Here is a 13,089-nt window from a genome sequence, read left to right as displayed (position 1 = left end):
AAATAGTGGCTCAGTATAGCAATTTGCTTCGTGTCGAGTCATCCCTGAATGCGGTAAAAAACGCCATCTGATCAGCAGGATCCCATAACTCCGACTTTGGGCGTGTTAAACTGACAGAAGTTGAGATAGAATCTCACTTTCAAACTCAAGATATCAGTAAGGGAATAACCATGATCACCCTACATACCAATTTCGGCGACATCAAAATTCAACTTAACGAAGAAAAAGCACCAGAAACCAGTGCTAACTTTCTGCAATACTGTCGCGAAGGTTTCTACGACAACACACTGTTCCACCGTGTTATCGATGGTTTCATGATTCAGGGCGGTGGTATGGAATCCGGCCTGCGCGAAAAAGCGACCCGTGCTTCTATTAAGAACGAGGCCAACAACGGCCTGAGCAATAAAACCGGCACTATCGCCATGGCTCGTACTATGGAACCACATTCTGCCAGCTCGCAGTTCTTTATTAATGTCAACGACAACACCTTCCTGGATTTCCGTTCTGAAAGCCTGGATGGTTGGGGCTACTGTGTATTCGGTGAAGTCGTAGAAGGCATGGACATTGTCAATAAGATCAAAGGAGTCAGCACTGGCTCTTACGGCATGCACCAGGATGTACCACTGGATGAAGTGATCATCACTGGCACCACCATCGAAGACTAATCACCATTCAGTTTAAGAGAGTGCCAACGCACTCTCTGTTTCTTTTATGACCACACTATTTATTGCCGATTTACACCTGACTCCGGATTCCCCACAAATCACCGACTGTTTCGTCCGATTTATGCGCGAAGAAGCGGTGCACGCGGATGCGCTATACGTACTGGGCGATCTGTTTGAATTCTGGATTGGCGACGACGATAGCTCGCCTTTTGCAACCCAGATCCTTGCGGAGTTCCGCCGGCTGACTCAAGCCGGTGTCGCCTGCTACTTTACCCGCGGCAACCGGGATTTTCTGGTTGGCAAGCGCTTTGCGCAAAAAACCGGCGTAACACTGCTTGGCGATGAAACCGTGATTGACTTGTATGGCCGAAAAGCGGTCGTGCTTCATGGCGACACCTTGTGCACCCGGGATGTCAAATACCTCGAGTTCCGCGCCAAAGTCAATCAACCCTGGTTACAGTGGCTGTTCAACCATTTGCCTTTTTTCATCCGGCGACGGATTGTGGCCAATGTCCAGTCACAGATCAAAGATGTGAAACAGGGAAAATCACTGGATATCATGGATGTCACGCCACCAGAGGTCGATTTGGTGTTAGACCGACACAAAGTGGACTGGATGATCCATGGCCATACCCACCGCCCTGCCGTGCATGATACCGCTGGCGAAATCCCCGGACGTACCCGAGTGGTATTAGGAGACTGGTATCAGCAAGGGTCAGTTCTGGTGGTCACTCCCGACGGCTTTGAGCTGCAGCAGCGGCCTTTTCAGGCTGAATAGTCGCAAGCTAACCAGATTTGCAATAACCTGCCGGGTCACTACACTTGGCAGCAACCCGTTTCCACTTCTTATCAAGCGAGAAAACTCATGGAGCTATGTCCCTGCGGCAGCGGTAAGACTTATCAAGACTGCTGTCAGCCGATCCATCTGGATGCCAGTAACGCCATCACGCCTGAACAGCTTATGCGTTCACGCTACTGTGCTCATGTAAAGCAACTGACCGATTTTGTCGTCGAGACCTATCACCCCGACTGCCATGCAGAGCAGGACCGGGACGCGATCCAGGCCTCAATAATGAGCCAATGGGTAGGGCTGGACGTTAAGGGTACCGAACCTGGCCGGGATGAAAACGAAGGTTTTGTCACGTTTAGTGCCCGTTTTATCGACGATGGCCAGGAATACCAACTGACGGAGCGTTCACGCTTTATTCGCCTTGACGGCCGCTGGTACTACATTGATGGTACTTTCCCGGACCAAGGTAAGCCGCGCGATTGCTCTGCTGGTAACAAAGTGGGGCGAAATGATCCCTGTCCGTGCGGAAGCGGAAAAAAGTTCAAGAAGTGTTGTGGCCGAAATTGAGTTAAAAAAAAACCGCAAACATACCGTTTGCGGCTACTCAAAAGGGTAAACAAGGTAAATATAAAAACACAATGATTTCTCATTTCCCAATCCGGCAGGACAGTTCCGGATTACAGGGCACCAGTTAGAAAGTATCCAAACAGCGTAGTCAGTTTGTTTGCTTTCGTTACCAGACAGGGCTTATGTTACTGCGGAAGCGAAAAACCGGCAAAATGGTTTATATCGCCCTATCGAATAGATGAGCGCACCGGGCAGCTTGCCTTCATACCGGCATCAGAGCTAAAAAAAAGCTGACATCACGTCAGCTTTTTGTTTTTTCTTACTCTATCGTGCGGATTAGCCGATATGAGTGACTCCGCCCATGTATTGCTGCAGTGCAACCGGGATACGAATACGACCATCGGCTTCCTGGTTATTCTCCAGAATGGCGACCATAGTACGACCAACCGCCAAACCAGAGCCGTTTAGTGTGTGAACCAGTTCTGGTTTCTTCTCACCTTTACGACGGAAGCGGGCTTGCATACGGCGCGCCTGGAAATCCCACATGTTAGAACAAGAAGAGATTTCACGGTACGTTTTCTGTGCGGGTACCCAGACTTCCAGATCGTAAGTCTTACGGGCACCAAAGCCCATATCACCGGTACACAGCACTACCTTACGGTACGGCAGTTCAAGCAGCTGCAGTACTCTTTCAGCGTGACCGGTCAGCTCTTCCAACGCCGCCATGGAATCTTCCGGCTTAGTGATCTGAACCAGCTCGACTTTGTCAAACTGGTGCATGCGGATCAGGCCGCGAGTATCACGCCCGTAAGAGCCCGCTTCAGAGCGGAAACACGGCGTGTGGGCAGTTAGCTTCAGTGGCAGCTCAGCTTCTTCTGAAATGGTATCGCGCACCAGGTTGGTCAGCGGCACTTCGGCCGTCGGGATCAGCGAAAGCTTACGCGGCTCTTCATCGTTGACTTTTTCTGCCAGCGGTTCGGTATGGAACAGATCTTTACCAAATTTTGGCAACTGACCGGTACCGTACAGGCTGTCGGCGTTAACCAGATACGGCACGTACATTTCAGTGTAGCCGTGCTGTTCTGTGTGCAAATCCAGCATAAACTGTGCGATGGCACGGTGCAGACGGGCAAACTGGCCTTTCATGACGATAAAGCGGGCACCGGTGATCTTAGTCGCGCTGGCAAAGTCGAGACCGTCGCCCATTTCACCTAGATCAACGTGGTCCTTAACTTCAAAGTCATAGCTTTGCGGTTCACCCCAGCGGGAGATTTCCACATTTTCGTCTTCATCTTTACCGTCTGGCACTGAGTCGTCTGGCAGATTCGGCACTGACAGTGTGATCTGCTCAAGCTGTTCCTGAACCTGAACCAGTTCCACTTTTTTGGCGTCCAGATCGCTACCCAGAGTACCAATCTGTTTCTTAATTTCTTCCGCGCCTTCTTTATCACCGGCCGCCATTTTCTGGCCGATTTGCTTGGAGATGGAGTTACGAGAGGACTGTAAATTTTCAACTTCTACTTGAATCGACTTACGTTGTTCTTCAAGTTGACGGATAGTGTCTACGTCGAGGGTAAACCCGCGGCGTGCCAGTTTTGCAGCTGTTTCATCCAGCTCTGTACGAAGTAATTTAGAGTCCAGCATTGCTAATCCTATGCCTTATAGTGATAAAAAAACGCTTAAGCGTTATCGAAATTCAAACAGGGTAAAGATATCGAAAAGCCACTATTTTTCATAGCGCTTTTGTGGGCTTTTTGCGTCTAAACTGGCCAAGTAATCTAACTTTTCGCCAATTTTTCCTTCCAAGCCCCTATTTGTCGGTAAATAGTAACGGGTGTCGGCCATTTCCGGCGGTAAATAACGTTCGCCTGCCGCGTAAGCTCCGGGTTCATCATGGGCATAGCGGTATTCCGCGCCGTAACCAAGATCTTTCATCAGGCTGGTCGGCGCATTACGCAGGTGAACCGGGACTTCGTATTCAGGTAAGTTGTGCGCATCGGACAGCGCCTGCTTCCAGGCCGTGTAAACGGAGTTACTTTTCGGCGCACACGCCAGGTAAACCACCGCTTGGGCAATGGCGCGCTCGCCTTCGGCCGGTCCGACCCGGGTAAAGCAGTCCCAGGCAGACAGTGCCACCTGCATCGCTCGCGGGTCGGCATTACCGATATCTTCTGACGCAATCGCCAGCAGGCGGCGGGCAATATAGAGCGGATCACATCCGGCGGCGATCATACGGGCAGACCAGTACAGCGCGGCATCCGGATTTGAGCCGCGAATCGATTTGTGTACTGCCGAAATCAGGTCGTACCAAATATCGCCTTTATTATCAAAACGGGCGACTTTTTCACCGGCGACTTCGGCCAGCAGCGGCAAGGTTATCAGCTTCTGCCCCTGTGGATCTTCGTCTGCCATGTCATACAGCAATTCAAGGTAATTGAGCGACATGCGGGCGTCGCCGTTCACCAGCTCCGCCAGTCTCTCCAACACCTGGTCGACGAAACAGACCGGGATATTGCCCAGGCCATGTTGTTTGTCGGATACCGCCTGCTGCAGCCCCAGCAGGATATCCTGCTGCGACAATGAGGTCAGCTTGTAGACTCGGGCACGGGACAACAGTGCATTGTTAAGCTCAAACGAGGGATTCTCCGTCGTCGCACCGATAAAGGTGACCGTGCCATCCTCTATGTGCGGCAGAAATGCATCCTGTTGAGACTTGTTGAATCGGTGGACCTCATCGACAAACAAGATAGTCCGGCGGCCGGCTAACTGGTTTTCTCGTGCTTTATCTATCGCCAGACGAATATCTTTCACGCCCGAGGTCACAGCCGAAACCCGTTCGACTTCCGCGTTGGCGTAGTTAGCGGCGACTTCCGCCAAGGTAGTTTTACCGGTGCCTGGCGGTCCCCACAGGATCATTGAGTGAATCTGACCGGACTCCAGCGCCCGGCGCAGTGGTTTGCCTTCGCCCACCAGATGACGCTGGCCGATATACTGCTGTAAGGTCTGCGGACGCATTCTGGCCGCCAACGGGCGAAAATCGTCATCCCCGGAGAAATCCAGGCTGTAATTGCTCACGCTCAGTTCCTCTGATCGTCGACTTCAACCCCTCTGGGTATAGTAAAAGTGAACAGTTTTTTATCCGGTGTGGTCAGTTTTACATCGTGAAAGCTGAACTGACTTTGCTGGCCGTCCTGCTCAATCACGGTAAAGCCTTTCACCACTCCTTTAGGATCGATGGTGATATCAAATTTGCCCTGGGTCGAGTCTATCGCCGTCGGCACCAGGGTAAACTTGTCTCCCTGCTGGCTGACCAGATAGTTGTCCCAATCGCTGGCTTTGTTGCGGGTTAACAGCACAAATGGGGTCTGCTCGGTTGCCTGCTCTTGATTAAATATGCTGACCTGCTCGATAAACGGGCTGTAGTACCACAATGTCTTACCATCGGAGACTAATAGGTTTTCGTCGGGGGTAATGGTGTTCCAGCGAAACAGACTGGGCCGGGCAATGTCCACTTCCCCTTCCCCTTCCATCACGACTTCGCCATCCGGACTCAGCACCTGCTGGGAAAATTGGGCGCTAAAGCCATGATTGATCCCCAGGCGGTGACTTAACTCCTGCTGAGGATTAGCCAGTGCCGCACCGGAACACAATAGCAACAAAAACAGTTTCTTCATTCAGTTATTACTCCATCCTTTTAGCCAGGCAGGACTGGTATCGGTTGTTTGCCCTGCGTAATAGCCAATTGGATTATGTTATTGGCAAAAGATTCCGCCTACTGGCCACAACAATGTTTAAATTTATTGCCACTACCGCAAGGGCAATCCTGATTTCGCCCCACCTGTTTAAATGGGTTAACGCTCTGTGCCTTGGAGCCGTGCATCAATTCATCTGCCGCTAAAGCCACTTCGCTGACCATTACGTCAAGCTGATCCACAAAGTCCGTGAGCCTCGGCGCAGGCACAATACCGGCCAGCTCCATCTGTTCGCGTGTCTGCGCTTCATCAATCGCCAGCATAAACGTCGTCAGCAGAGCCTGCAGCATACGCAGGGTCCCATCGGCAAGCTGGGCCTGTTGCCACTGCGGCTCTAGCTGTGGCCAGACCGACATAAAACCTTCAGCCAGGTCTGCCAATTGTTCTGGCTGACTCGTGTCCAGCAACGTCAGCAGACTATATTGGCCACTTTTTAGTGCCTGATATTGCGCCTGGATCTGTTCGGTTACCTGCGGACGTAGCACTGCTGCCTGTTCACCAAACAGAGGCGTCAGCCAGCTTTCCGGCTCCAGAGGTTGAGTGGTAAAGTTAGCCGCCAGAATCGCGCCTTCAAAAAACCAGGGGGTTTCCTCCGCCGGCTCGGCGAAGTTAATCAATTGATAAGTCATTGCTGGATAACCCAGTTACTGCAAGTTAGGGCATTATACCGATTCTGACCTTGGCGGTCACCCAGAGTGCCCACCGGCGGCAGAAAATCACCAATAGATGACATTTGCATCACTTCGCTCTAAAATCTCGCCTCCCGAACCAGAGACCTTTTTGTATGCGAGTTATCCTTGGCCCAATGGAGGGCGTGTTAGACCACCTGATGCGCGAGATCCTCACCGACATCAATGATTATGATCTGTGCGTCACCGAGTTTGTACGCGTGGTTGATCAGCTGTTGCCGGACCACGTGTTCCACCGGCTGTGTCCGGAACTGGCTCAGGACAGTGCGACCAAATCTGGCGTACCGGTTCATATTCAGTTGCTGGGACAAGCGCCGGGGTGGATGGCCGAGAATGCCGCCCGCGCCGCCTCGTTGGGCGCCAGAGGCATCGACATCAACTTCGGCTGCCCGGCTAAACTGGTGAACAAAAGCAAAGGCGGTGCGGCCTTGTTGCAACATCCCGACATTATTCACCAGGTAGTGAAAGCGTGTCGGCAGGCGGTACCTTCCTCGATACCGGTCAGTGCCAAGATTCGTCTCGGCTGGGAGAACCCGGACGACTGCTTTGAAATCGTTGATGCCATCGAACAGGCCGGTGCCGATGAGTTGACCGTACACGCCCGCACTAAACAGGGCGGCTACAAAGCCAGCGAGATCAAATGGCACTACATAGATGAGATTCGCCAGCGCAGCTCTATCCCGTTAATCGCCAACGGCGAAGTGTGGAACTATCAGGATGGCCAGGATTGTATCAAGACCACGGGGGTTGATTCTGTCATGGTGTGCCGCGGGGCATTTAACATTCCCAACCTGGGTAACGTGGTGAAGCACAATCAGCCGCCGATGGCCTGGAGTGAAGTGGTTAAGCTGCTGCTGGTCTATTCCGGCTACGAAATCAAAGGCGACAAAGGCCTCTACTACCCGAACCGGGTTAAGCAGTGGCTGGCTTATCTGCGCCAACACTACCAACCGGCTGGCGACCTGTTCCGCGAAATCCGCACCTTTAACAAAGCGGCACCGATCGTCGAATACCTGCAGCAATATCAGCAGCAACTGGCGATGAACTAACATCGGCTGGTTCCGGCACAGCGAATCAGGTTGACAAATAATTAAGGGAGGCATGATGCCTCCCTTTGCGTTTTAGCTTGGAACCTTACCCCAACAATAAGCTGTCGTCGGCCAGCTCTTCGCCACGGACCTTGGAGAACATCTCCAGCAAGTCCGGCACCTGCATATTGGCGCGCTGCTCTCCGGCCACATCCAGGACGATTTCGCCCTGGTGAAGCATCACGGTACGGTCACCACAGGCCAGCGCGTCTTTCATCGAGTGGGTTACCATCATCACGGTCAGATTAAACTCGCTGACAATTCGTTTGGTCAGATCGATGATAAACGCCGCCATGCGCGGATCGAGTGCGGCGGTATGCTCGTCCAACAGCAACAGCTTACTCTCAGACAGAGTTGCCATCACCAGGCTGACTGCCTGGCGTTGACCGCCGGACAACAGACCAATGCTGTCACCTAAGCGATCTTCCAGCCCCAGGCCAAGAATGCTGATTCGTTCCTGGAACAGTTTGCGCCGTTTACTCGACAGAGCGTGCCCCCAGCCGCGCCTTTTACCACGCATGTAGGCCAGTGCCATGTTCTCTTCTATGGTCAGCTCACCACACGTACCGGCCAGTGGATCCTGAAATACCCGGGCACACTGGCTGGCGCGCTGGTCGACCGTTTGCCGCGTGACATCAGTTTCATCGATCAGTACCCGGCCACCAATCATAGGCGTCTCGCCAGTCACCGCGCCAAGCAGGGTTGATTTACCGGCACCGTTCGAACCGATAACGGTGAGGAACTGATGTTCTGGAACTTCCAGGTCAACCCCTCTCAGCGCGCGGTTTTCCAGGATAGTACCAGGATTAAAAGTTACTTGAATATCTTCCAAACGAATCATGCCGTTTCTCCTGGTGTTTTTTCCTGCCTCGAAGACGTCTGGGCAGGAGCACTACCCTTTTTTGCTTTCAGGTTTCCCTTTATCTTCGGTGCGATCAGTGCAATCGCGACCAGAATAGCGGTCACCAGGTTCAGATCCGATGCCTGCAAACCGAACATACCGGTACTGAGCGCAAAGGCCACAGCCAGCCGGTACAACACCGAACCAACCACAACCGCCAGTACCGCAACCCAGATTTTTCGCCCCGGGATCAGTGTCTGACCAAGAATCACCGCCGCAAGGCCGACGACTATGGTACCGACACCGGAGGTAACATCGGCAAAACTGTTGGTTTGCGCGAACAGAGCCCCAGCGAAGCCGACAAAGCCGTTCGACAGCGCCAGACCAAAGTAGGTGTAAAAGGATGTACTGCCACCCTGCGCTTTCACCATGCGTGCATTAACGCCGGTGGCGCGCAGCCCGAGGCCAAAATCGCTGTTCAGCAAACGAACCACAAACCAGGATGAAATCAGCACCAGCACACCCACGACAAGTGGGCGAATCAGCATCGGATCGCCGATAGTTTCAAACGGAGTCAGGATCGTTTCTTCGCCTAACAGTGCCATGTTAGGTCGGCCCATGATGCGAATATTGATTGAGAAGGCCGCGATCATAGTCAGGATCGACGCAAGCAGGTGTAAAATACCGCAACGTACCGCCAGAAATGCCGTCACCCAGCCAGTCGCCGCCCCCGCCAGGATGGCCATACCGGTTGCCACCCAAGGGTTAATGCCAGCTACGATAGCGGTTGCTGCAACGGCGGCGCCCATAGGAAAGCTGCCATCAACACTAAGATCGGGGAAATCCAGTACACGGAAGGTCAAGTAAACGCCCAGAGCCACTAAACCGTAAAGTAACCCTATTTCCAGGGCACCAAAGAATGCAAAAGCAGACATACAAACTCCCTTTCTGCCTTAAAGAAAACCGGCAGAGCGACGCCCTACCGGTCATTCAGTATAGTGGACTATTTCACACTAGTAGCACGATCCAGAACGGATTGTGGAATGGTAATGCCCAATTTCTCCGCGGCACTCTGGTTCACCATCAGGTCAGAACCTTTAGCAACGCGTACGTCCAGTGAACCCGGAGCCTGACCTTCCAGAATTGCGGCAACATAATCAGCGGTCTGAACGCCTACCTGGTAGTAGTCAAAGCCTAGACCCGCGATTGCACCTTTTTCTACGTATGAGGTGGCACCCGCCAGAACCGGCGTTTTAGCCTGGTTTGCGGCAACGATCATGCCTTCAATTGCACTGGCAACTGTGTTGTCGGTTGGCGCGTAGATGATGTCAGATTTAGCCGCAATGGCTTGGGTAGCCGATTGAACATCTGCACTTTTCAGAGCCGTGGCTTCAACAATTTGAATGCCTTTCGCTTTTGCGCTTTCTTTTAGCAGATCAACCAGTGTCACTGCGTTGGCTTCACCTGGGTTGAACACGACACCAATTGATTTCACGTTAGGCAGGATCTCTTTGATCAGGTCGACGTGTTGCGCGACCGGAGACAAGTCGGACAGGCCAGTGACGTTTTTGCCAGGCTGTTCCATCTTGTCGACCAGTTTTGCCCCTACCGGATCGGTAACTGCAGTAAAGACAACCGGGATTGAGCGGGTAGCTGAAACCAGTGCCTGAGCGGTCGGAGTAGCAATACCCACCAGTACATCCGGATTTTCACCGACATATTGACGAGCAATCTGAACCGCAATAGCAGGATTGCCTTGAGCCGTCTTATAGTCAAAGTCCAGATTTTTACCTTGCTCGTAGCCTTTCGCTTTCAGACCATCTAGCAGGCCCTGGCGAGTCGCATCCAGAGCTGGGTGCTCAACGATTTGTGATACGGCCACCTTGGCCGTTTTTGCCATGATACTGGCGGAAGAAAGTAATGCAGCACCTGTGAGTACGGCGGTCGCGATAACTTTGCTTGCTTTCATCTCAACTCCTTGATTTCAGCAATTGTAATATTGTATTTGTGCGATGTTGTGTGTTGTATTTTTAATGCACTATTGTGCATGGACACAATTATTACCAGCAAGTGAGCGAAATGGGAAGCATGTTTTAACACCAAGCTAACAAAAAGAGAGCTAGATTACTTAGCTGCTTTTTTAGCCAAAGCCTGGATAACAATGTTTCGTGGCGTGATTTCTCTATCACAAAATTCTGTTAGCGTAACCTGATAACCTTGCTGTTGCAGAAAGAGACACTTATCCAGCGCCAGCCATATTTCTAACGGCCGACGAAATAGCTGTTGTACCAGGCTGAGCCGCTCCATCAGCCAGAAGCGCTGTTCACCTATCTGTTGATAGTACTGATAGTCACAGTCGGCCAATACGATCCCTTTCTCTGCGGCCGCCCATTGGCAAAAGTGTTCAAATCCCAGTGCCAGCTGCGACTTTTTGATACTGGGTATGGGCAGGTAGTCGGATATGGCGAGCTGCTGTTGCAGAAGCGCATCCAGCCCCAGGCGGTAAATCATCTCCGTTTCTCGGTGACGGACCACCCGCTCTCCCCCCGTGACCGTCTCTTGCAACGGTATCCGCAATTCCGCCTTGCTTAAGCGTAAACACGACTGTTTCGCCGCTTGACTCATGGGTTGATAGTGGCTGTCACGGGTTAAATGGTAACAACATGGCGACAGCGTAATCGCCGCAAGCCGCTTTTGCGCCGCCTTTTGCAACAGAGAGATATGTAAATCACCACACGCGTGTAATGCCACCGCATGCTGACGGTTATGCATCAGTTCCGTGGCGTTGTCTGCCAAAGCATCAGCCTGAACAAACCGCATCGGCAACCCCAGTTTGTCCGCTTCGCGCTGACCGGACTCACACAACGACCGCTGATATTCCAGGCTGGTCACCGCACTGCCAGACTCGCTGGCCAGCAGGCGTCCCAGATAACCTTTTCCAGAACACCACTCGAGCCATTCTGGTTTAATATCGCTGGTCAAGGCGACGGCACTGAGTGACAGGATCTGCTGCAACTTGCGACCCGGAATACCGCAGGCCAGTCTGGGTGGCAGGGTGACGTCAGCGGCTACATCAACGCGACTCAGCGCAGTGAGTGCTGCTATGTCATTGGGTAAAAATGCCGAGACTGTGTCAGTCAGTTTGTCGGGGGCAGATTTCAGCTCTGTTATCTGCTCAGGCGTCAGTTGCTGTAACCAATCACATAAGGAGGCATGTTCAGGCCAGCTGGGATAGCGGTCTGTGCGGGCATACAAAAACGGTTCGAAGCGCCAATAAGGCTGGTATTCGGTCAGCGTGTTATCGATTTGATGGAAACGGGCTAACATGGGCGCTCCTGTTACAAAGCGCGCATTTTATAGTTAACCCGAGTAAGAATAAAGTGTGACTATCTTATCGGCAGGTCGATGTCTTTAAACATCTCTTCTATTTCAGCATTCGATTTCAATGAAATCGCCTGTTCGACCACCGGACGGGTAAGGTGCGGCGCAAAGCGTTCCATAAAATCAAACATATAAGAGCGTAAGAAGGTTCCACGGCGAAAGCCGATGCTGGTGGTACTGGCGCCAAATATGTGGCTGGCATCAATCGCCACCAGATCCGTATCCTGCTCTTTATCGATTGCCATACTGGCGATCACACCGACACCTATCCCCATCCGGACGTAGGTTTTGATCACATCGGCATCGGTGGCAGTAAACACCACCCGAGGTGTCAGGCCGACTTTGTTGAATGCGGTATCCAGCTCGGAACGGCCAGTAAAGCCAAATACGTAAGTGACCAAGGGATAAGCAGCCAGATCCTGAATAGTGATCTCTTTCTTCTGCGCTAGCGGGTGATCTTTCGGTACCACTATCGAGCGATTCCAGTGGTAGCAAGGCAGCATGATAGCGTCTTGATAGAGATGGAGCGCTTCGGTGGCAATGGCAAAGTTGGCCGTCCCTTTAGCAACCGCTTCAGACATCTGTGACGGCGTACCCTGGTGCATGTGTAGTGACACTTTCGGATAGCGGGCAGTGAAACCTTTAATCACCTCTGGCAGCGCATAGCGCGCCTGAGTGTGGGTGGTGGATATATTCAGAGTGCCCATTTCCGGGTGGGTGTGCTCACCGGCAACAGCCTTAATACTCTCCACCCGGGACAGTATCTCCTGCGAGATACGAATAATGTCTTCCCCTGCAGAAGTTACTTGGGTAAGGTGCTTACCGCTGCGCTCAAAAATCTGTATACCGAGTTCGTCTTCCAGTAACCGAACCTGTTTGCTGATACCAGGTTGAGAGGTGTACAGGCTCTCGGCGGTTGCCGAAACATTCAGGTTGTGATTGACCACCTCAACAATATACTTCAATTGTTGTAACTTCATTCTGGACCTCGTAATCCCTTAGCAAAAGACCTGGTTAAGTTTACATACCATATAATATTTAGTTATAACGTGATTAATGGCAAATTGGTAGTAAATTTATCGGAGAGTGTTGATTTAGCTTGGAAGTAGCATCACGAAAGTAGTTTTTGCAATCCAGCACTCATATTCTACCCTGAGATACAGTTTTTCATTAATAATCAAATGCCGAACGGTAATAATAGTGTAGTGTCAAATGTCAGTGCAGCTCGCTAGCGGATTCGTGTATGCTTAGACGCTAGCCATAATACAAATAAGATACGGGATATATGAATATTGGTTTAATAATTGCGTTGGTTG

General features: G+C 51.8%; 13 protein-coding genes. 4 read left to right on the top strand and 9 right to left on the bottom strand.

The window, feature by feature from the left end; genetic code table 11:
* Positions 1–170: 170 nt before the first annotated feature.
* The 3 genes from ACQY6F_RS05505 to ACQY6F_RS05495 all read left to right on the top strand — a co-directional run bounded on the left by ACQY6F_RS05505 (position 171) and on the right by ACQY6F_RS05495 (position 2,022).
* Entirely contained in the window at positions 171–665 is a 495-nt protein-coding gene (locus tag ACQY6F_RS05505; RefSeq protein ID WP_428772798.1) for a peptidylprolyl isomerase, read from the top strand.
* Positions 666–711: 46 nt separating this feature from the next.
* Positions 712–1,443, top strand: coding sequence for a UDP-2,3-diacylglucosamine diphosphatase (lpxH, locus tag ACQY6F_RS05500; protein WP_428772796.1), 732 nt, complete (start codon positions 712–714; stop codon positions 1,441–1,443).
* Positions 1,444–1,530: 87 nt separating this feature from the next.
* Positions 1,531–2,022, top strand: coding sequence for a YchJ family metal-binding protein (locus ACQY6F_RS05495; protein ID WP_428772794.1), 492 nt, complete (start codon positions 1,531–1,533; stop codon positions 2,020–2,022).
* A gap of 336 nt (positions 2,023–2,358) precedes the next feature.
* Here the strand turns inward: ACQY6F_RS05495 and serS are convergent, their stop codons facing one another.
* The 4 genes from serS to ACQY6F_RS05475 form a co-directional block, all read right to left on the bottom strand.
* Entirely contained in the window at positions 2,359–3,666 is a 1,308-nt protein-coding gene (gene serS, locus ACQY6F_RS05490) for a serine--tRNA ligase (RefSeq protein ID WP_428772793.1), read from the bottom strand.
* An 81-nt stretch (positions 3,667–3,747) separates the two neighbouring features.
* On the bottom strand, positions 3,748–5,097 hold the full coding sequence (locus ACQY6F_RS05485; protein ID WP_428772791.1) for a replication-associated recombination protein A: 1,350 nt from the start codon (positions 5,095–5,097) through the stop codon (positions 3,748–3,750).
* A 2-nt stretch (positions 5,098–5,099) separates the two neighbouring features.
* Positions 5,100–5,696, bottom strand: coding sequence for an outer membrane lipoprotein chaperone LolA (gene lolA / locus ACQY6F_RS05480; RefSeq protein ID WP_428772790.1), 597 nt, complete (start codon positions 5,694–5,696; stop codon positions 5,100–5,102).
* Between the two features lie 98 nt (positions 5,697–5,794).
* On the bottom strand, positions 5,795–6,403 hold the full coding sequence (locus tag ACQY6F_RS05475) for an SEC-C metal-binding domain-containing protein (protein WP_428772788.1): 609 nt from the start codon (positions 6,401–6,403) through the stop codon (positions 5,795–5,797).
* 155 nt (positions 6,404–6,558) lie between these two features.
* Between ACQY6F_RS05475 and dusC the strand changes: the two genes are divergently transcribed.
* A complete protein-coding gene (gene dusC, locus ACQY6F_RS05470) occupies positions 6,559–7,512 on the top strand; it encodes a tRNA dihydrouridine(16) synthase DusC (protein WP_428772787.1) in 954 nt (317 codons plus the stop codon).
* A gap of 85 nt (positions 7,513–7,597) precedes the next feature.
* On the opposite strand, the gene ACQY6F_RS05465 is transcribed toward dusC, so the two are convergent.
* The 5 genes from ACQY6F_RS05465 to cysB all read right to left on the bottom strand — a co-directional run bounded on the left by ACQY6F_RS05465 (position 7,598) and on the right by cysB (position 12,753).
* Positions 7,598–8,392 (bottom strand): ABC transporter ATP-binding protein, encoded by a 795-nt coding sequence (locus ACQY6F_RS05465; RefSeq protein ID WP_428772785.1) that lies wholly within the window; start codon positions 8,390–8,392, stop codon positions 7,598–7,600.
* A complete protein-coding gene (locus ACQY6F_RS05460; protein ID WP_428772783.1) occupies positions 8,389–9,327 on the bottom strand; it encodes an ABC transporter permease in 939 nt (312 codons plus the stop codon). The genes ACQY6F_RS05465 and ACQY6F_RS05460 overlap by 4 nt, the downstream gene beginning before the upstream one ends.
* 68 nt (positions 9,328–9,395) lie before the next feature.
* On the bottom strand, positions 9,396–10,361 hold the full coding sequence (locus tag ACQY6F_RS05455; RefSeq protein WP_428772781.1) for an ABC transporter substrate-binding protein: 966 nt from the start codon (positions 10,359–10,361) through the stop codon (positions 9,396–9,398).
* Positions 10,362–10,516: 155 nt separating this feature from the next.
* Positions 10,517–11,719: a methyltransferase gene (locus ACQY6F_RS05450; protein WP_428772780.1), complete on the bottom strand. Its 1,203-nt coding sequence runs from the start codon at positions 11,717–11,719 to the stop codon at positions 10,517–10,519.
* A 59-nt stretch (positions 11,720–11,778) separates the two neighbouring features.
* Complete coding sequence (cysB, locus tag ACQY6F_RS05445; RefSeq protein WP_428772779.1) at positions 11,779–12,753, bottom strand: HTH-type transcriptional regulator CysB; 975 nt, start codon at positions 12,751–12,753, stop codon at positions 11,779–11,781.
* Between the last annotated feature and the right edge of the window lie 336 nt (positions 12,754–13,089).

The sequence above is a fragment of the Vibrio sp. genome (assembly GCF_050299255.1).
Lineage (GTDB): Bacteria > Pseudomonadota > Gammaproteobacteria > Enterobacterales > Vibrionaceae > Vibrio.
Note: the sequence above shows the minus strand (reverse complement) of the source record. Positions and strands in the feature narration are given on the sequence as shown.